A 19,449-nucleotide genomic window follows, 5' to 3' on the forward strand; every position below is an offset into this window, starting at 1 on the left:
TGTAGGGTTTGGCAGCATCACCCAAATTGCCCAACGCTATAGCTGCACTGCCACGCAGATTGGAATCTTGCCTTTGATCCTGAAGGACATTAAGGATGTCAGGGATGTAGGGTTTGGCAGCATCACCCAAATTGCCCAACGCTATAGCTGCACTGCCACGCAGATTGGAATCTTGCGTTTGGTCTTGAAGGAGATTAAGAGATTTTCGAACAATTTTCTCCGAATTGGCAGAGGCAGCTTTTAAGTCTTCTAAGTCATATTTAGCTAATTGCTCTAAAGCATTAATCTGCACTTTAGGAGAGTTATCATCTAAAGCTACCAAAATGCCATTTATCTGCCACGTCTGTGGTTTTGGTTTGGGTACCTCTGCACTAGTAATAGAGTACGTTAAGACTATTAAAAAGGTAACTAGCAAAGCTATCAAAGCACTACGGTATAGCCTTAGTGCAAGATAATTAAATATGTATTTTCTCTTATTCATGAAGAAGTTTAATAGTAAACGCTTCATCTTGATCTGCCCAGCTTGTAATCGGGTCGGCATAGGTTAGCAAAACATGCTGGTTCCTGAAGGGTACATCTACGTGGTTCCAGTCGCAGGGATGCATAATGATGGGAATGCCCCGTGCTGTTCCTTCGTTATGCCGTACGATAGCTCGCTTCAGTTCGAAGCCGTAACAGTATTTAGAGGCAATAAAGTTTCGACTCACCAAGAGCAGAATAATGTCTGGCTTATTGAGAATTTCTGCCTCCCATCCCGTCCCCGCTTCCATTCCAAGATCATGCCAAGTACTTATCTTGTTTACTTCTCTTAGCGCTAATAGGTGATCCCCTAGCGTATTCCGCATGTGCGAGCCTTTGCGCGAATACGAGTAAAAGATCTTGAGCGCTTCCTCTGACACGGGCTTCTCCGGCAAGAGATGAATGAGGTTTGCTGAGTCGATTATAGTCTTCCTTCACAGGTTAACGGAAACGTCTTGGGTTGGCACTCACAGCAGTAAAAATAGGGCGATCACCTAAGCAAACCTCTAAAGTGAAGGCAATCCACGACTCCAAATACCAGTAATTGCACATTGACAGCTATCGCTGTAATTAGCCGACCTCCACTGGGGTCGGTTCTCTATTGCAGGATAGCTATGAGCAAAACCTTGACTCAGCCTCCAGCCTTGACCCATACCTTAACCGCCATCAATCGCAAATTTGGTGAAGGCTCCATCCAGCGCTTGGGCGATGCTACACACCTGAAAATCGAAACGTTCTCAACCGGATTTCCACAACTTGATGAAGTGCTGGGAGGCGGTTTGCCCAAGGGTCGGCTGGTGGAAATCTATGGTTCGGAGAGTGCAGGCAAAACCACCCTGGCACTACACGCGTTGGCGTAGCCTTTCCGTAGGAAACTCGCCCAAATCCAAAAAGCGGGAGGCACTGCCGCCTTCATTGATGCCGAACATGCGCTTGATCCTGCCTATGCTCAAACGCTGGGTGTTGACAGCAACAGTTTGCTGGTGGCGCAACCCGATTCTGGCGAAGCCGCCCTGGAGATTGTGGAACAACTTACCGCCTCGAATGCTGTGAACTTGATTGTGGTGGATTCCGTGGCAGCGCTGACTCCCGCCGCCGAACTTGAAGGTGAAATGGGCGATTACCATGTGGGTCAGCATTCTAGGCTGATGAGTCAGGCCATGCGGAAAATCACGGGTACGCTGAACAGCCTGACCCAACCCATCTGTACCATTCTCTTCCTCAACCAGATGCGGTACATCATTGGGGTCACCTATGGCAGCCCCGAAACCACCACGGGCGGCAGAGCCTTAAGATTCTATGCCTCTGTTCGGCTGGACGTGCGTCGGATTCAAACGCTCAAGCGTGGTGAGTGCGAGTACGGCATTGTGATCAAAGCAAAGGTGGTCAAGAACAAAATTGCGCCACCGTTCCGCTCCACAGAGTTGAAGCTCATTTTTGGTCAGGGCATTGGCGACAACGATACACCCAATGGGTTTGGCAAGTCTGGTAAGCGAGGCAACTGTAACGGTTCACAGACCGATCACGTTGGCTCCGAGGCGGCTTCAAAGAGCGATGGTTGATCGTTTCTCTACTTTGACGCTTACCCCTTTGACACCATGCCTTACCTCCTGCACGATCGCGACACTCCCTACAATCAATGGCATCAACAGCGAGTACTGACTCAACCCAACGCCAGTACAATCGTTGAAGTCTTTGCGCTGGTGACCATGACCGATATCGAACGATATACTCTCTTTTCATGTTAGTCATTCGGTGAGCGATCGCGATAAGTTCTTAAATCGACTGGCGTAATCTCTTCTGATGGAACCAGTCGGTAATGCTTTTCCCGTGAAATAGTGACACCAGTTTCGCTTTCCTCAAACTCGAAGAGAGCAATCAAATCATTCTCCATAAATTGGGCAGCAATGGGGCGACAGATTAAAGCAGGAAACTTCGCTGCACAAAGCCTGAAATCTTGCTCAATCTGAACAATACTTAGCCGATCTCTACCACCTTTTGCTTGAACTGGAAAAACATAGTGCGCCCCTCTACGATCCAGTCCAATGTAAATTTCATCCGTTTCTATTTGCCCTAGTCCTGGTACACTCGTTCTTAGATGGTTTTGTAGTGAGTAACAAGTAACTCCAGTAAAAATATCGATCAATCGGTTGTAACGGAGTTTAGCTAACAATGCTTGTTCATCACTGAGAGCATACATGATCACGATTCCCGGCGTTGAGTCTGGAACTTTAGTTTCAGACATCATTTGAGTCGGTGTAAGCGTTTGCTCAACAACTGCAACAAAGCAATAACGAGCTTTTCCGGTTGATCGAATAATCCAATGTTTTCCCTGTGGTGCCTTCACTTTGATAGTGTCTGGCAATTCTGCGCGATAGCGAAAACTATAGATGACATCTCCCAAGTTTTTTGGCAACTTAATTCCTAATTCCTCAGCAACACGCACAATATCTTCTCTGGGAAAATCAATTTCCTCCATTCCGTCTTGATAATATGACAGGAAGATACGTTCGATAATTTGCTGATAACGATTTGGGTTAGCCATCTATTGACACTTTGCCAATTTACTTGTTTCCCTCAGTCTTCTCACCTGACCAACGCAAAACAACAACCTCTTCTCGCATCTGCTCCTTTGTTGCTGTTGCTAGTCGAGTACGGAAGAGATCAATACTGACCACTTCATAACCCAATACTTGAGCAATCTCTGCAAGGAGTTGACCTGTGCGAATCATTACTCGCAGATAAGAGGCTTGATCTCCAACAACATAGGCTAACTGGGCACCAGGACGCAAAACCGTCCTTAATTCTGCCAAATGTCTTGCCATACCACCAAAGTAAAGTTTAGTCACTCTGGCATACATCCGTTCAAATCCACTCGTTTTTCCAAGCTCAATCCGCCGTGCTTCAATGGTTTCTGCAATTTGTTGAATTTCAGCATGAGAAGCCACCCACTTGTCGTCATCATCCGTCTTGTAGACATTCCGGGTGTTTGAGCGCACTAAGCCTCGCTTCAAGGCTTGTAACTCGGCTCGATTACTAATAAAACCGAGGAGAACTGTTTCTAAACGAGTTGTCCGAGTGTAATCTTTCTCATTGGGATAAGGCGGTGATGTAATCACTGCATCAATTGAACACGGTTCCAAGATCTGTGAAATTTCTCGGGAGTCAGCATGATGGGCGATCGCAGGCGTAAAAGGCAGCTTTTGAAGTTCTCGCAAATCCTGGGCAATGATTTCGATCTCTGTTAACCAAGCATCAACCACAGGAGCATCCGTTTTAGCAGCACCAACCCCCACTTCTGGACCAAAGTGCAAATTGCTGATAGTCGCAACTAATGCTTTAGCAAGCGCTAGTGATTCATGACGGGAGTAATGCTCGTCACCCTGCCGCTTTAACTGCTCCAGTAAAACTAGCGTCTTGTGCAGGGGAAGTGGACTAATTGAGTTAGTGAGCAATAGCTTTAAGCTTTCTTCTGGAAGTGTTAAGCGTTTCTTCCCGTATTTTGTGATCGCACATTGGGTAGCATCAGCGACTTTAGCAGCATGAGCCAGCAGAGCATCAGGATCAGGAATCCAATCCACTTTTAACTGGCTGGCAAGATGAGCCATTGGATTGGCTTCTACCCCAACACTAGGAATTCCTAGTTTCTTACATTCAACAATCGTGGTGCCTGTACCGCAAAATGGATCAAGAACCTGGCTATGCTGATCTACCCCAAACCGCTCTAAATAGTCCCGCACTAAATGGGGCGGATAGGACAACACAAATCGATACCAGTCGTGGGCAGAGCGATCCGCAACACAGAGTCGATTAATTTCTGTGCGGTATCGACTCTGTTTAATCTCAGTGTTTGATGTAGCAGGTTCTAAGTATTGCACAGCTTTATGATGATAATATTGACCGTCTCTTCAAGAGACATCTGCACTAAAATACCCCAGCAATAGGGCAAAAGCAAATAAAAAAATGCTATTCACACTAAATGCAGCTTGAACCTGTATATCTTTTGCGTAATGATACTTAACCAGTCAAACAATTGTACTAGAGATTGAGCATTTGTACTACTAAATATGAGATAGATTGAAGTAGAGAGGCAAGGGGCGATCGCCCATCGACTTGATGTGCTCTAACTCTCGACCGTCAAGAGAAGCACAGGGATGTAGGTTTGAAAACTTTAAAAGTCGTTGTCAGTCGTAAAAATGCTGTAGCTGCGACGATGAGCAACGGCACAAAGCAGAAAGTCGGTATTTGAACCTTGAATACCATTGCGGCGGCAAGTGTTGAAGCACTCTGCAGCAAGTTCGTAGTCCTCGAGCACAAGTTCTACATCTAGAAACGCTCGCAGGTAATCCCGCAAGCGAGCAAACTGTTCGGCACTACGCACTCCAGAGAGAATTTCTTGGCGAATTGCACCCACTAAAATAGCGCGATCGTCAGCAATCAAAGCTCGTAGTTGGGCGACAATGGGAGAAGCATTGGGTGAGGCACTTCGACGCAAAGCTAGAGACCAAACAGACGTATCGACAATGACGCTCATGCCTGCTGGCGCTGCTGTTTGTAATCGTAGTCTTGGTCGTAATCAATGGTGCCAAACAGATCCAACACCTTGAGCCGCTGGCGACGCTGAATATATTCACGCAAAGCGGTCTCGACCAGAACCTCAGCGGTTGCCTGGTCATCCAGCGCCAGTGCCTCTTGCAGTAGGGCTTCGTTGATGTTGAGAGATGTCGCCATAAGCAGTCTGAGCCAGCAACTACCAATCCAATCCTACTTCACTTCTCCTAGCTTGCTTCCTCCAGGGCAGATGCCCTAGGTCATGAAGTCCAAGGCATCGCTGCTGGGGCGTTTGGTGAGGGTGGGGCGTTTTGGATCGGGAACAGGTTGTGACATGGATGCACCAGAGGGCTGACCGTTCTCCGGTAGCGGCAACAGTGCTTCTGCCAGGCGAATGCGCTCATATAGCCCGTGCATCAGGCTGTCTGGATCAATGTCTGATACTTGCTGTTGTAGTGCCGGACGCAGGTATTGCTCCCATAAGGGTTCACTTTCCGCCGCCCGTTTCTTATCGGCACCGGGAATCGTAATTTTCAGTGGATAGGGTACAGAGCCTTCAGTGCCTGCCCGATAACCAGGGCTGGAAAGGATGCACTGCCCTTCGGAAAAGCGCAGAATCTGGTCAACGGTGAACAAGGGGACTTTTTGCAACGATTCATTCCAACTGGTCGAGTAACTAGCGTGCTGCCCCATTGATCGACTGGTGGCTTTGTTCCGGATCAGGACTTCTTTTTCGCCATAGCGTTTGGCATATTCCTCCGCCGTTTTGGTGTCGCCGGGGTTGAACAGAATGTGGGTGCTGCACGCAGACGCGATCGCGGCTCCCATCTTTTCACCATAGGTTTCGTAAAGCTGGTTTAGCGACTGAATCCCCAGCATAAAACAGCCGCCATTCGAGCGATATTCGTTAATCCACTGGGGCAACTTGTCCAGTTTGAGCGAGGGCAACTCATCCAGAAAAATGGCGATCGGGTCACGGCGCGGGGTAGAAAGATTCGCCACAATGCACAAATGCAGAGCGGCTGCCAGTAGAGGACTGACGACCGATCGCCGCGCATCATCCAGCTTGAAGATAATCAGTTGTTTACCTTCAATCCGTGATGGGATGGTGGATTGTCCAATAAACACCCGCAGCAGATCTGCCTGAATGAAGGACGAAAAGGTGCCAGCCGCTGTCGTTAGAATCCCTGAAATGGTCTTCTCCGCTTCTTTGGCGCTAAGGAACTGATTAAAGCTGGTGGCAACCCACTCACTGATGCGCTTGGTTTGGATCGCGTAGTCAATCCTGCTGACCAGATTGGGCAGTCGCAGCAGTGCATAGACCATCGCCAGATCGGGATAGTCAGTGCCTTTTGCCAGTTGCATCAAGGCTTTTGCCAGCAGATCTCCCGCCTTCGAGAAAAACTCATCGCTCTTGCCACCGATCGCCGCATTGCGGTTAATGACTGACCCCAGTTCACCTGCCATCACGGCATCCGTCGCATCGCGCAAAAAGTCGAGTGGATTGAGCACGCCACTAAAGGATTCACCGGGTGCGAAGATATGGACCTCGTAGCCATACCGTGCAGCTAACGGTGCATGGAGCTGCATCTGTGATCCTTTCTTGTCATACAGCAGCACGGGAATGCCCTGGACAAAGGCACTCTCGATCGCCCGATCAATGACACTGACCGTTTTACCACTTCCTGGTGAACCAACCACCAAGGCACTCCGCTGGGCATCGGGGAGCCAGACGGTTGGTGAAGCGCCCAACAAGGTTTGCGTCCAGGCACCGAAGCCCTGCCATCGTCCTTTCATCCAGTAGCGCGGCGTGCCACACCAGAGCGCCACTCGATTGTGAGGCGGACGCTTGGTCGCTTTTTTTTCTGCGGTGGTGATGCCCTGTTGGTTCAGGCGCTGCAATTGCCGGATCGCTCGTCGTTGCTGTAATGCCCGATTGGTGGCTGCCAGCTTTTCACTCACCCCCACGGTGCGTCCGGTCGTGATTTTGCCCTTGCCCTTGCCCATCACCTGAGCGAGCAACAGCAGCAGCAACAGCATTCCCACCATGAGCCAACCTTCAGGCTTACTAAACTGCCGCAGTAGTCCGCCCAAATCGATCGATGCCAGCATTCCAGGTTTCCTCGCGAATCAACCCTCCTATTGCAAGCATCGGGAGTGTGCCGATCGTCTATCGTCGGATAGGGGTGAAGGGCTATCGCCTGGATGGGGAGAAGCATTCAAAGGGATCTTTTATGGCAACGCCCCGAACAACAGCGAAAAGCACCACGCGCAAAGCTGCTACAACCGAGACGGCATCAAACACTCGTCAACCCAGAACGCGTGCAGGCAATAGCGCTGGGAATGGAGCAAACAAACGCAAACAAACGTTTGAAATTGATGCTGATTTGCTAGACGAAGCCTACAATCAGGTACGCCGTCCGCAGCTGCCCTACGGCATTGTGGTGAATGACAAACCCGCTGGCATCCTCCTGCCGCTGGATCAGCTCGACAAAGCGGGTTGGCTGGAGACCCCTAATGAAGAAGCATTGAGCAATATCACGTTTGGTGAGAATGAGGTCACAGGGTTATTTATCAGTGAGGCGCGGCTGTTGATCCTGGCGTTTGTGCCGGAGTATATTCGCTACAAATCTGACGTGGAAGAAATGGGTGGCACCGTAGTTGGACCGTATGAGGACTATCGTCCTAACCTCGACAAGAAAACAATGGATGTTTGCGCGGAACACGCGCTGGTCTTCTTGGACGATGACAACCAACCGCTGCACACCACACCGATCGTCGTGCGCTTCAAGAATGTGGCGCTCTGGAGTTTCAAATCTGCCCGTGAGGAGTACTACCGCAAGCTGGAGAAAGCCTTTGCTGAGTTTACAGGGCAGCGGTATTCCGGCAAGAGTGACAAGTGGCGGAGTTTGGGCGTGCTGGAGGTGGAGTTCAAAGCGGTTAAGGAAGGCGAGGGCAAGAACAAATCCTGGTGTTGTAAGACGGAGGTGATCACCAGTCCAGCACCGGACAACTTACCCAGGCTCTTTCTGGGTGCGCCCACAACGAAAGCACTGGTTTGGGGCATTCATGAAGATATTGCAGGCTTTACGGAACCGCAAGCTCTGCCTGCTCTACCAGAGGCAAGTAGCACGAAAGCGGTGACTGCTGTTGTGGAGCCGAAGCGCAACCTGCGTCATGCCGAGCCTCTTGGTGACGACCTGGATGAGGAGGAGGATTTTATCGATACGCAGGCAGAAACTGTGGACGACGAGGATCTGGAACTGGAAGATGACCTTGACGATGACTTCGACCTGGATGATGAGGACGATGAGGAGTAGGGGGTAGCGATCGCGGGGATGGTTGGCTCATCCCCTTGGAGCTGCTATCGCGGGTGAAAGCACTGCCCTTAACTCAACTAGAAGCGTTGACCGAGACGTTGCTCGCTTTCACCCGTTTGAGTAAGTTGCTGACTTGGTTGGAAGTAAGCCAATCGAGTGGGGATGGTGGCACAACCTGTGCAGCGCACGCATCACGCTTCTGACGTTGGCAATTAACTGAATGATAAATTGTGAGGGGCGATCGCGGATCGCTTCATGGTAATCACTTCCTACCACAAAATTGCTTCAGGAGCTTGGTCAAATAAATCGCTCAACTCAGGAATGAGTGCTTGCTGACGCTGCATTTCTCTCCAAACGGTTGGATGTTGCATTCTTTGTAAGGCTTTGACACGGTTATCTAGCTGAGTCTCTTCCACTCCCGAAACCTTGTGAGAGATGTATTCTGATAGCCTTGCTCGATAAGAATTAAAAGCTTCCTCTCTTGCCCTAGCTAAGTAATCTCTTTCGTTAAGTCTAAGAATTTTAATCGTGTATTCTGCACGTTCTTTATTTTTTGCATTTAGCTGAAAGCGGGGCAGAAAATAAAAGGTGCCAGCGAGATCTAGATGAAAGAAATCAAGTGGGTTTTCAATCCGAGGATTAATCAGCACAGGATCTCCTGATTCCGGTGGTACGACTGGAGCGTTGCGTCCACGAGTCACATTGGTAAATCTTGCAGTCATGCTTGAGAAAACAGCAAACTGACTATTTTTGGGACCATTACAGGGTCCACAAGCGTAAAGATAGTTTTCCCAAACAAATACGGATTCAGGATATAGATCCTTGGGTTTTATATGTTCTACTTCATCAGCTACAGAATCCTCGCAGTAAGCGCAGCGTCTTGCGCCAGAGCACATTTCAGTAAGAACCTGACGAACTTGCTTAAAGGTGGTATTTCTTGTAGTGTTATAAGAGCTAAACAGCGATTTTCCTGTCGAGACTTTACCCTTATAAGTTGAAACACCATCAACGATCATCTGCCATCTGTTGAGCCGATTTTGTGTGGTTTCAGGCAAGGTTAAATCTGGAAGCTGAATCATATTCTACATAAATTGCAAACTTCAGTTAACAGCACTAGCTGCTGTTGGCATCATCGCCCTTAAGTTCGTTTGTTCTTCCTGTTCAGTATCCGATAATTGCTCATACAGTTCTTTCTGGTTCAATTCTGCTAACCGCCGTAATAGCTGTTTTGATTCCTCGGAACGAGTTACATTTGCACCAAACGCCTCTGTTCCATAGGCATCTAGTACGTTGCCGTACAGCAATCGATCTAGTTCTTGCCCAGTCACCATTCCCCCTGATTCATTGCTACCCGGTTTGGGCAAACGCCAGACAGTTCCAACAGTTGCCGCTTGGCAGATCAGGGGACTATGGGTGGAAACAATAAACTGAATCTTTGGAAAATGTGTGCGGAACCAAATTCCGATGCGCCGTTGCCAGGTTGGATGGAGATGAGCATCAATTTCATCAATCAACACGACACCCGGCACAATAACTTTGGTTTTATCGCCAGGGTCAAAAATATTTTTTGCTCCGTAAACCTGTGCTAACTGACGAATCAATTCAAAAGTCATACTTAAAATAGACCGATAGCCATCACTTAGATCCTCAACAGGTAATTTGTAGCCATCGCCATCAATAAATTCTACACCTGCTGACGAAACGCTCTCTAATCGCACTTTATGCGGTAAAAATTCAGATTGATTTACAAACTCTTTAACTGAATCGAGTAGATTTCCTTCAGGATTTTTTTCAAGTTTTTTGAATTGCAAATCCTGCAACCATCGTATTGCTTCTGTTAGGGCAACATCTTCACCAAAAATTGATAAGTGCGATGCAAGTCGAGGATTGGAATAAAAGAGCCTATCGTACTCTTTATCTCCGCCAGTAAAACGGCGAAAAGGTCCATAAGAAGCAGAAAACCAACCAGATTTACCACTCCAGATAAATCGTTCAGGGTCAACTCTCTCTATCTTTACGCTCTTTATCTTTACTTCAGTATCTGCCTTTGAGAAGCTTATTTTTACTGGGAGAGTGTTGGATTCAATTGTTCGCCCTTTCCCGGAGAATTTATCTTTTGTCCTGTCAAATAATAAACCAAGCTGAATAGAGCCTGATGTTTTTTTTTGGCTTAACCAGTCATTCCAATTTTGTCGAAGAGCAGCAGCTTCAATTGGACCAATAAGCGCTAAAGAAATACAACGTAAAAAAGTTGATTTGCCAGAGCCATTATCACCAATAATTACATGCCAGCCAGCCGCTTGCGGGGGCGTAATTCTCCAAAATAAATTCTCAATTGAGCGGATATTTCTTATGACTATTAAATGGATATACATCTGAGAAACTCAGTTTTTCACTGATAATGCTAGTCGTTACCATTATTGAGCGCAATCGTAGCATACCCAGCTACTTTAGCCAGATAAGTCTTCCAGATAGCCGTAGCGCTCTCCTCAACTCTAAACCTGATCATCAACCATCCGCTGAACCTGTTCTAACGCTAACCCCGTCATCTGAGCCACCTGAGCCACCGTCATCCCCTGCTGCAACAAATTCAGCGCCACCTGCCGCAGTTGGGCTTCTGCTTGCGTTGCCCGTTCCGCATCTGTCGGTAGCCAGTTCTCCTGGTCGTCATACCAGCGCAACCAGTGGCGCGTCACACCCTCAAACTCCCCCTGCCATAGACCTAACCCCAACCCCAACTCCGGAATCCAAAGGCGCGGTTGAGTTGGGTCAAGTGCCTGTTCTTGATACCGTCCCCCCGTCAATTGGAAGCAACGTACCCGATTCGTATAGCGGCTGAACACGATGTAATAGGGAACGCGCAGGCTTTGCTCATAGACCTCCCACTTGCGCGGTGGCATGTCTCTGGTTGCCTGACCATTTCCCACTACTGGTGCTGCATCCGTTGAACGACTCAATGCAGGAGTAGAAAGCCCTAGACCACTGCCCTCCCCCAATGTCGCGTACTCCCCCAGATCTTCCTTCTCGGTGCCTGGTGACAGCAACTCCACCACTACAAAGGGATCAACTCCCTCCTGCCAGATCACATAGCTCGATCGCAAATCCGTCCCATCATAAAGCCGGGGCACCCCCACCACTAAAAACCAATCCGGACGTTTGTACCACTGAGGCTGGCGCACATCATAGTAAAGGTTGAGATCCGTCCCGGTAAAAATTTGGTCTCGCGCATACCCACTGAGGCGCAGCGTCGCGCTCAGCAACTGGGGTTGCAAATCGTGAAATTCATCCGGCAAACCAGGTTCCTCCGGGTCTTCACTGGGCAGATCATACATTGTTGGCAATGTTTCCCTCGGTGAGAGGGGTGGCTCCATTTGCGGTACAGGGTAAGAACGCTGTTTCATGGTCAGAGTTGGGGGTGCCAGACTTAGCCTTTATTGTGCCTTATGGGTGAGGGAGGCAGGAGAAATACCATCAATCCGTTACTCCAACAGCCTGCTATCCACTACCTGATAGCGGGTTTCCACCAGACACAGCGTAGTTCGCCGTAACCGCGCCGACTCTGCCTGTTGCACCTGTAGGCAGGGCAACGCCGCCTCACCCTGTCGCTGGGCTACTTCAAACAGCGGTTGGTTAGGGGGCAAGTTGGGCTTGAGGTAGGACGACAACACCTGCACGGGCACTTGCTCTTCCCGCTCCCATACCCCAACATACAGGCAACCCAATGTCCCGCAGAGATTGGGCATGTTGAAGTGAAACAGCAGCAGCGTGCCATCCTTACCCTGTATCTGCCACGCCTGCATCGTATCAGCCAATACTTGAGCCTCCTGTCCTGTTGCCGCCGTCTGCTGAGCAATCACCTGTGCAATGAGTGGTTTGGATGCAATGTCGGTTGCCTTACGCCAGGGGACACTTGCTACGGCAGAGCAGCCCATCGTACCCAGCAGCACCGACAGCAGTAAAAAGAGTCCCAAGCCCAGCCGAAACCAGCGGCTGCACTGCCGTAGCCAGAGTGGTGGTGGTGGCAACTCTGGTGTCGTTTGGGGTGAACGTGTGTCCGTCATAGTGAACCTCCTGTATTATTCGTACTTGTGCCAATTGGGATCAAGCTGGTTGAGCAATTGTTCCGCACTAGACCGAGGCACTCCGTTGCTGGTCAGCCCTCTCAGCCCCAGCCAACCACCACCGTGGGTCAGCAGTGTCCAGCGGTGAGACTGCTTTTTCAGGAGCGCCTGTCCACCCGCTTCACCTTCATTCCAGGACACCAGTGCATAACTGCCACTTACCGCCACCTTTCGCACCGAAAAGCGGTTAGATCGACCCAGCTGCTGCACCACCTGCCGCACGATCGCGACTTCTGACGACTGGGCGATCGCGTGAGCAGGCGCATCTAAACGACCCAAGACCAACGTAGTGAAAGTAGTAACGGCAAGTAACCCAATGACAAACCACACCCAAAAACGCTTTAGAAATGGCATCACAACCTCCTTTTACGTTTAACTTTTAACTATTGAATGACACGGTAAAGCTTCTCACTGCCGCCATACTGGTCGTAGTACCCATCGAAGGAGCGACTGGACACCCAGGCAAACTGGGCACGGGAACTGGAGTTGGAGCGCACACGCGTACAACCCTCGTTCAGGCAGATGCCGATGTGCCGCTGGTCTTTAGCAATAATGATGTCCCCTGCTTGCGCCTGTGCCGTTGAGACAGCTTGACCACGCCCGTTTCGGAGTGCTGCTTCTACAGAGGGGACATAGTTGGGATTGTCTCCTAGCGGGGCAACGCCAGCCTTCTGTAAGACCCGGTTCACTGCCCAGGCGCAGGCTTCATTGCCACCGCCTGGACCGGCGGACGTGTCCATGCCAGCAGCTTTATTGGCGGTGATCGCAATCTGCTTGCCAAGCCCTTTAGCGGCACTAGCAGTTGGTGCTTTGTCTGTATTGGCTTTATTGAAAGGGGCACAGACATTGGCACTTGCCTGATAGCGTTGCGCTGCCTGCCATAATCTCGCAAGCTCAACTGCCCCAAAGCATCCGCACTGCCGCTATCGATCGCGCTGTCGGGTCCACCAAAATGCATCTGTGCGACCCGTTCCATAAGGCGCATTCCGGTAAAGGATCTACCAGTTGTGGGATCAAGCTGCTGCTTTGCCCGCTTGGTCAAGTCTGCCAGGGAACTTTGAAAAGCCCGCTCCTGGTCTTCTGGTGGAAAGTACTGCATCAAATCTGCCGCTGTTGGCTGGTAGCCGTCTTGCACACGATCCAGAAATGCCTGTCCGCCTGATTTCGCCGCAATCAGCGTGGCGGCGAAAGGGTTGTAGTTCATGAACTGATAACGTCCCAGTCCGCGCCCGCAGTGACTGCCACCATCGGCACATGTATGCACTCCGACTGCCTGATAATCACCGCTACCCTGACTTTCAATACTGGCAATGGCTCCAGCTAATGACTTGAGATCGAGTCCAGAGCGATCGCCCACTCCTTGACCAGAGAGCAAACAATTTGCAGTGTCAGGCAATGCACCATACTTACTGCCACTTTTGCCACGACTTGCCCCGGTCGGCGTGGAAGGCGCTGTGGCTGACTTAGCACTTGATGCCAGATCACCGACCAAAATGAGGGCATTAACTTTGTAGGTCAGAAAGGGAACCGGACCAATAAAGTAAGGTGTACAACCAAGTGTGCCCTGGCAAAAACGGAAGAAGAGAGCCGTTGTGACCGTATCGGTGGTTTCATCCGGTTCCCATACTGCCACTTTGAAGGTGGGACCAAACGGCAATCTACCCGTTGGTTCTTTGCCCCCATTGACTGCACGCAATGCGCCCTTGCCGCCTTCCACTTCCTGATATTTCCCAGAAAGCCACTGTTTACCTTCCAGTGCCCCGCGTGCCGAACGTCCTGAAGCTTCCAAATCGTCCAGCTCGATGTAAGCACAATCCTTGCGTCCCTTTTGTTTAGTGCAGGGAATCGCAAAGCCTTGAAGATCGGAACCAGAAATCGTGTTCGTGCGGTTGGCTTCGGAGGGACCATAGACCGCATCAACCCGCATCACGATGCCGTTACCCGATGCCAGTGGGTTTGGGTAGCTTGTCAGCGGCACCTGATTAAGTCCAGGTACACCGTTAATTGGAGTCGTTTCCCAGCCCGAAAAGTTGCCCAAGGCAGCATCCGCTAGACCAGGAATGGACGCGATCGCAAATTGCGTCAGATCAACGGTATCCAACTTTAAATCACCCAATTTCGGGAATTGCTGCATCGCCTGATCAAGTGTCAGCCCTATTGCCAACCCTGGATCATCAACAATGCCTGCGGCGCGTGCCCCCACTAAAGCCGCGATCGGTGGGATGTCTTTGATCTGCAATTGCCCTAGAGAAGGGATCGCACCGAGTAGATGCCTCAGACTCTGCTTGGTTGCCAATGGAAAAGCGGACAGTGATGTTTGGGCTAAAGCTTGTCCCAGCACTTGTCCAATCTGGTTGAGGGAAAAGGCTTGAGGCTGTAGTTCCTGAACATCTCCCAGCGCCAGAAATTGATCTGGAGTTTGCCCAGCCAGCCAGCGACGACCGGAAAAACTACCCTGTGTTGGCACAGAACCACTGGAAGCTACAGGTGGAAATTGGCTGAAGCTAATCTGACTCCAGTCAGGCGTTTGGGCAGCGGTCAGCGGTAACGCTTGCGCCCAAGCGGGAGCAGGCAACAACCAGACTCCTAATATGAGCAGAAGGCACGCGATCGCCCATAGCCAACTTACGCAGGAGCGCACAATGCTCTTGCGCCTGGCGGATGAATTCACCATGACTCATGACCTTTAACGTGTGCAAATTTTTTGAGTGATGGGTAGCGCTACCGCCCCAGCCATAGCGCCGTCCTCGAACCTTACAGTTCCAATTCGTTGTCGTTTAAGCTGCCGTACTCTGAGCCTCTGTACTCACTCAGCTGTGGGTTAGGGTGACTCGCTGTTTCGGTATAAGGTGTGTCACCAAAATTGACGGCATAGATGTTTTCCTGATAGCCGTCCTGAAACTGATCTGGTTGCCAGGGTGTGTTGCCCGCACCCCAGGCAGCATCAATCGTGGCAGCAGGTACGGCATCAGCCGGTTGAGCGTAGCCTGTGGATTCAAACCCAGTCTCTAATGCATCGGGATTCATCGGATTCACCTCGGTTGCTGTAACAGCTCCACCGTAGAGATCGGCACAGAGCCGGATCACCTTCCTTCAGCAGCGTGAGTAACGATGGTAGCTTCTGCATTTCGGTTGATGAAGTGGCATCCAAACCGCTCTGACACTGGCAGAAAAGGCATTGGAAGAATTACAGGTTCGGGATTGTGTGCGACCGTGTTCACCCAATCACCCACCATGAATCAAATTGACCTTTTTCCAGCACTCGTTGAGACACAGCCAGATGATTCTCCATCGTGGACGCAAGCATTAACCATGATGCGAGTGATGGCGCAGATGGAACCGGCACCGACAACTTTACTGGAGGCTCTATTACATCTTCTACCACTGAAAACTGACCATCTCAGGTACTTTCAGGGACCCATCATTGTGGGTGCGAGTAGTTGGTCCGATCTGCTTCCTGCTTGGCTCTTACAGGCTGTGAGGCAGGAACGGTTTCTGTTGATTTTGGATGAGTTTGAACAAGGCATCGTGACAGAAGCCATCACTCCTGCGGAAATTGTCTGTGCCTTACAACCTCTAACCCTGGAAGCACCCTTACGGCATGAGTATGCAGAGCTTTGCCTTTGGGCGTTTGATCAGGTGCTGCAACGCCACAACCGTTTGCCAGCGGGACATGACTCTTTCTTTTCAATCATAGGAGGACAATCTGTCCAGCCAATGCATCACATTTTGCAAGCGATCAGCATCACTATTCGCCGCAAGGTTGTACGACATGCCCCTAAGGTGGAACGAGCCTTGGCGCAGACTTTCCACGGGAAAGTCACATCGCCTGAAGTAGCCATAAAGTCTACGGCTCAGGACATAACCCAGCCTGAACAAGTGGTGCAGGTGGATCTATTCCAAGGCGCATCATCTACAAAACTATGAAAGGCAATGATTTTTACACGCATGAAGAGACGCTGCGAGACACGGCTGTAAAACATACGACCAAGCCGAATGCTGAACGTTTGGAACAGCGGTTGGTGTATCAGTTGATTCAGGATATTGAGACATTGGAGCAGGCGATCGCCCCTTTCCTCACAGCAGAGCGCCTTGCCTTTGACTGTGAGACGACTGGCATTGATCCACATACTGATCGCATCCGTTTATTGCAAATTGCGGTTCCTGTTCAGCCTGTATTAGTGCTTGACTTGTTTGCGATCTCAGTTGATGAATGCAGCTTGCTTCAAAAGCTATTGGCATGCCCTATGCTCAAAATTGCCCATAATCTTAAATTCGACTGGCAGTTTCTCACTCAGGCAGGCTTTCAACTTGCGGGTCCATTTTTTGACACGCAGCTTGCCTATCAAGTGCTGAAAGCGGGACGCAAAGGGAAGGCATCGCTGGGAGTTGTTGCTAAAAAACTGTTAGGCATCAACCTGGATAAAGCGCAGCAGCAGAGTGACTTTTCAAAACCCCAGTTAACGGCTACACAACTGACCTATGCTGCGATGGATGCTCAGGTGCTGCTAGCTTTACATGAGGCGCTGACGGTTCGGTTGAAGCACCAGAAGTTATTTGCGATCGCCCGCTTAGAATCTGCCTGTGTCCCCGCCACAGCTCAGATGGAACTCAATGGGATGCGGTTGCATCGCGATCGCTGGCAAACAGCCGTCACACAGTTGCATCAGCAATTGCATACGGCTTTGCAGACCTTTCGGCATTGTTTGGGTGAAGCGGTGCTGGAACAGACTTCCTTTTTGCCAGGACTGCAAGCAATCGGGGGCAGTGGCACCAATCCCAATTCACCAGAGCAGGTGAAGCAAGTGCTTGGGCAACAGGGCATTGCGGTGAAGTCCACCAGCCAAAGTGCCCTGATTGCCCAGGTGGATCAACATCCAGCGATTCCGGCGCTCCTGGAATACCGACGGCTTGCCAAAGTGTTGTCGAACTTTGATGCCAGTTTGATCAAACACATGCATCCAGTGACCGATCGCCTTCATCCCAACTATTTTCAACTGGGTGCGCGATCCGGGCGCTTTACCTGCCGTCGTCCCGCCATTCAAACAATTCCACATCTTGCCCTGACTCGCCGCTGCTTTGTCGCGGCACCGGGATACAAAATCGTCAAAGGGGATTACTCCCAAATTGAGCTGCGCATCGTTGCCAAAATCAGTGGCGATCACCGCATGCTTGAGGCATACCAAAAGGGTGAAGATATTCACCGTCTCACGGCTGCCATCGTGACGAGGAAAGCGCTTGCAGACATTACAGAAGCAGAGCGGCGCATTGCGAAGAAACTTAACTTTGGACTGATCTATGGCATGAGTGCCGTGCGACTGCAATTAGAAACCCAGCTTGAGTATGGCATTGTGATGAGTCTTCAGGATGCCCGTACCTTTGTGCAACGCTTTTTTGAGGTGTATGAAGGTGTGCGTCATTGGCATGAACGGGTCAAGCGTAATCTGTATGGAAACAAGACGCGACGCACTCAAACCCTTGCGGGACGCTTGCGTCTGTGGTCTGAGGCTGAGCAACCGCGTCTGACGGAATTACTCAATTATCCGGTGCAGGGGACGAATGCGGACATCATCAAACTAGCGCTGGTCAAGCTGCATCCCCAGTTGGGCAATGCCCGACTGATTGCGGTAGTGCATGATGAGATTGTCCTGGAGTGCCCAGAAGCGGCAGTTGAGGCGGTGAGCCAACGCTTGCACCGCTGTATGGTGCAACCTGCACAGAAACTGCTTGCTCCGATTCCTGTGGTAGTGGATGTGCAGGTGCTTGAAAGTTGGGCTGAGTAAGGAGCGAAGCCTTTAGAATTAACCATGAAGCTTTTAGGATCAACCAGAACGAATTCGGTTGTCTTCATTCAGACTTAGAAAGCCGATCAAGTATCCTTGATGCAAGCATGATGAAGCAGAAGAATCGTTTAGCTGAGGCTATGCCAGAGAAGATGCAAGAGATTATCCAGCGAGTCGTTGCTGGTGAAGGGGATGAGGCAGATTTGCAGGCGATCGCAGCTGCACTTCGGGCAGGAGATGTCGTATTAGCCACAGGAGACCGTTCGATCGCCATCGGCAGCAATGTCTCAAATTCTGTCATGGTGACTGGAGACAACAATCAGGTGATTCTGCTGACCGAGGAAGCCGCGATTGCCCTTGAGCGCATTTTGCAGCAGTGGCAACCGAAGCAGAGCCAATATGTGCAGCCGAAAGGATGCCGCAATCGCCAAGAGTGCGATCGCTATCTGGAAGTCGTGCTGCAACGATTGGAGCGTTTGGGGAGTCCAGAAATCCTTAGAGATGAAGTCTACAAGGGGAGACGCTTCAACTACATTGCCAGAATGGTTGACTTTGAGCCAGGATTAGGGGTGCGCGGAGAGGCATTCTTTTTGTTTTCTGAGTTTGCTTTTATCAATATGAAGGGGTTGAAAGCGTTCTCCAATGAGTCCTCACAGTGGGCAAGGGCACGAGTCAACCCAGCGGCAGCGGGTCAGGCGCTTTATAACTTTCGGATGCCGACTCATTTGTGTTTTGCGATCACCCTGGTCGATCACGTCGAGGAAACAGTGGCTGTTGAAATCCAGACAACCAACCCCTTTGGGCACCGAGTAGACTTGCTGTGGTACGAGATTCCTGTAGTGTACGAACTGAGTCAACAGAGACTGCTCTACTACAATAAGGCATCGAGTTTTTGGGAAAACTTTAGAGGCGAAGTCGTCTGGCAACCATTACGAACTGTGATTCAACAGGTTTTAGGACCTTAGTAAAAAATCGGGTAGTCCTAAAGGTGTAAGGATAGCTAACCTCTAGCTTGAGCAGGGTAAAGCGCTGGCGGCTGGAATGTTAAACCTAGTACGTTGCCCTCTAAAGTAGCCATGCCCTTGACACTCCCTTGCTGTCCCAGTTGCGACTCAAAGAACGTCGTCAAAAATGGCAGAATCCACAACGGCAAGC

General features: G+C 50.2%; 21 protein-coding genes and 1 pseudogene. 7 read left to right on the top strand and 15 right to left on the bottom strand.

The window, feature by feature from the left end; genetic code table 11:
- Both AC5JLP_RS15335 and AC5JLP_RS15340 read right to left on the bottom strand, forming a co-directional pair.
- Nucleotides 1–541, bottom strand: a 541-nt coding sequence (locus AC5JLP_RS15335; protein WP_496068794.1) for a HEAT repeat domain-containing protein, incomplete at its 3' end; no start/stop codon positions are given.
- On the bottom strand, nt 474–899 hold the full coding sequence (locus AC5JLP_RS15340; RefSeq protein ID WP_496068795.1) for a TIR domain-containing protein: 426 nt from the start codon (nt 897–899) through the stop codon (nt 474–476). The genes AC5JLP_RS15335 and AC5JLP_RS15340, both read right to left, overlap by 68 nt.
- A gap of 234 nt (nt 900–1,133) precedes the next feature.
- Here AC5JLP_RS15340 and recA point away from each other — a divergent pair.
- A pseudogene (recA, locus tag AC5JLP_RS15345) lies at nt 1,134–2,081 on the top strand (recombinase RecA).
- A 36-nt stretch (nt 2,082–2,117) separates the two neighbouring features.
- A complete protein-coding gene (locus AC5JLP_RS15350) occupies nt 2,118–2,267 on the top strand; it encodes a hypothetical protein (RefSeq protein WP_496068796.1) in 150 nt (49 codons plus the stop codon).
- Here the strand turns inward: AC5JLP_RS15350 and AC5JLP_RS15355 are convergent.
- The 5 genes from AC5JLP_RS15355 to AC5JLP_RS15375 all read right to left on the bottom strand — a co-directional run bounded on the left by AC5JLP_RS15355 (nt 2,264) and on the right by AC5JLP_RS15375 (nt 7,182).
- Nucleotides 2,264–3,064, bottom strand: coding sequence for a hypothetical protein (locus tag AC5JLP_RS15355; protein WP_496068797.1), 801 nt, complete (start codon nt 3,062–3,064; stop codon nt 2,264–2,266). The two genes, AC5JLP_RS15350 and AC5JLP_RS15355, sit on opposite strands and share 4 nt — an antisense overlap.
- A gap of 19 nt (nt 3,065–3,083) precedes the next feature.
- A complete protein-coding gene (locus tag AC5JLP_RS15360; RefSeq protein WP_496068798.1) occupies nt 3,084–4,397 on the bottom strand; it encodes a DNA methyltransferase in 1,314 nt (437 codons plus the stop codon).
- A 293-nt stretch (nt 4,398–4,690) separates the two neighbouring features.
- Nucleotides 4,691–5,053, bottom strand: coding sequence for a PIN domain-containing protein (locus AC5JLP_RS15365; RefSeq protein WP_496068799.1), 363 nt, complete (start codon nt 5,051–5,053; stop codon nt 4,691–4,693).
- On the bottom strand, nt 5,050–5,250 hold the full coding sequence (locus tag AC5JLP_RS15370; protein WP_496068800.1) for a type II toxin-antitoxin system VapB family antitoxin: 201 nt from the start codon (nt 5,248–5,250) through the stop codon (nt 5,050–5,052). The genes AC5JLP_RS15365 and AC5JLP_RS15370 overlap by 4 nt, the downstream gene beginning before the upstream one ends.
- Nucleotides 5,251–5,325: 75 nt before the next feature.
- Nucleotides 5,326–7,182 (bottom strand): type IV secretory system conjugative DNA transfer family protein, encoded by a 1,857-nt coding sequence (locus tag AC5JLP_RS15375; protein WP_496068801.1) that lies wholly within the window; start codon nt 7,180–7,182, stop codon nt 5,326–5,328.
- Between the two features lie 122 nt (nt 7,183–7,304).
- Here AC5JLP_RS15375 and AC5JLP_RS15380 point away from each other — a divergent pair, with 122 nt between their 5' ends.
- Complete coding sequence (locus tag AC5JLP_RS15380; protein ID WP_496068802.1) at nt 7,305–8,390, top strand: DUF5895 domain-containing protein; 1,086 nt, start codon at nt 7,305–7,307, stop codon at nt 8,388–8,390.
- A 35-nt stretch (nt 8,391–8,425) separates the two neighbouring features.
- The gene (locus AC5JLP_RS15385) at nt 8,426–8,593 is read left to right on the top strand and encodes a DUF4351 domain-containing protein (protein WP_496068803.1); all 168 of its coding nucleotides are present in this window, start codon (nt 8,426–8,428) and stop codon (nt 8,591–8,593) included.
- A 66-nt stretch (nt 8,594–8,659) separates the two neighbouring features.
- Here the strand turns inward: AC5JLP_RS15385 and AC5JLP_RS15390 are convergent, their stop codons facing one another.
- The 8 genes from AC5JLP_RS15390 to AC5JLP_RS15425 all read right to left on the bottom strand — a co-directional run bounded on the left by AC5JLP_RS15390 (nt 8,660) and on the right by AC5JLP_RS15425 (nt 15,538).
- Complete coding sequence (locus AC5JLP_RS15390) at nt 8,660–9,469, bottom strand: HNH endonuclease family protein (protein ID WP_496068804.1); 810 nt, start codon at nt 9,467–9,469, stop codon at nt 8,660–8,662.
- Nucleotides 9,470–9,490: 21 nt separating this feature from the next.
- A complete protein-coding gene (locus AC5JLP_RS15395; RefSeq protein WP_496068805.1) occupies nt 9,491–10,765 on the bottom strand; it encodes an AAA family ATPase in 1,275 nt (424 codons plus the stop codon).
- Nucleotides 10,766–10,885: 120 nt separating this feature from the next.
- Nucleotides 10,886–11,791: a Uma2 family endonuclease gene (locus tag AC5JLP_RS15400; RefSeq protein WP_496068806.1), complete on the bottom strand. Its 906-nt coding sequence runs from the start codon at nt 11,789–11,791 to the stop codon at nt 10,886–10,888.
- 78 nt (nt 11,792–11,869) lie between these two features.
- Entirely contained in the window at nt 11,870–12,451 is a 582-nt protein-coding gene (locus AC5JLP_RS15405) for a hypothetical protein (RefSeq protein ID WP_496068807.1), read from the bottom strand.
- Between the two features lie 15 nt (nt 12,452–12,466).
- A complete protein-coding gene (locus AC5JLP_RS15410; protein ID WP_496068808.1) occupies nt 12,467–12,865 on the bottom strand; it encodes a hypothetical protein in 399 nt (132 codons plus the stop codon).
- Nucleotides 12,866–12,894: 29 nt separating this feature from the next.
- Nucleotides 12,895–13,251 (bottom strand): hypothetical protein, encoded by a 357-nt coding sequence (locus AC5JLP_RS15415; protein ID WP_496068809.1) that lies wholly within the window; start codon nt 13,249–13,251, stop codon nt 12,895–12,897.
- Nucleotides 13,197–15,185, bottom strand: coding sequence for a hypothetical protein (locus AC5JLP_RS15420; protein WP_496068810.1), 1,989 nt, complete (start codon nt 15,183–15,185; stop codon nt 13,197–13,199). Before AC5JLP_RS15420 ends, AC5JLP_RS15415 begins: the two co-directional genes overlap by 55 nt.
- A gap of 80 nt (nt 15,186–15,265) precedes the next feature.
- Nucleotides 15,266–15,538 carry a hypothetical protein gene (locus tag AC5JLP_RS15425; protein WP_496068811.1) on the bottom strand — a complete coding sequence of 91 codons (273 nt, stop codon included), beginning with the start codon at nt 15,536–15,538 and terminating at the stop codon, nt 15,266–15,268.
- Between the two features lie 84 nt (nt 15,539–15,622).
- Between AC5JLP_RS15425 and AC5JLP_RS15430 the strand changes: the two genes are divergently transcribed.
- From AC5JLP_RS15430 to AC5JLP_RS15440, 3 genes are all read left to right on the top strand, one after another.
- A complete protein-coding gene (locus tag AC5JLP_RS15430; protein WP_496068812.1) occupies nt 15,623–16,438 on the top strand; it encodes a hypothetical protein in 816 nt (271 codons plus the stop codon).
- On the top strand, nt 16,435–18,294 hold the full coding sequence (locus AC5JLP_RS15435) for a DNA polymerase (protein WP_496068813.1): 1,860 nt from the start codon (nt 16,435–16,437) through the stop codon (nt 18,292–18,294). Before AC5JLP_RS15430 ends, AC5JLP_RS15435 begins: the two co-directional genes overlap by 4 nt.
- Before the next feature lie 107 nt (nt 18,295–18,401).
- Complete coding sequence (locus AC5JLP_RS15440; protein WP_496068814.1) at nt 18,402–19,259, top strand: hypothetical protein; 858 nt, start codon at nt 18,402–18,404, stop codon at nt 19,257–19,259.
- Nucleotides 19,260–19,449: the final 190 nt, after the last annotated feature.

The sequence above is a fragment of the Stenomitos rutilans genome (assembly GCF_059505485.1).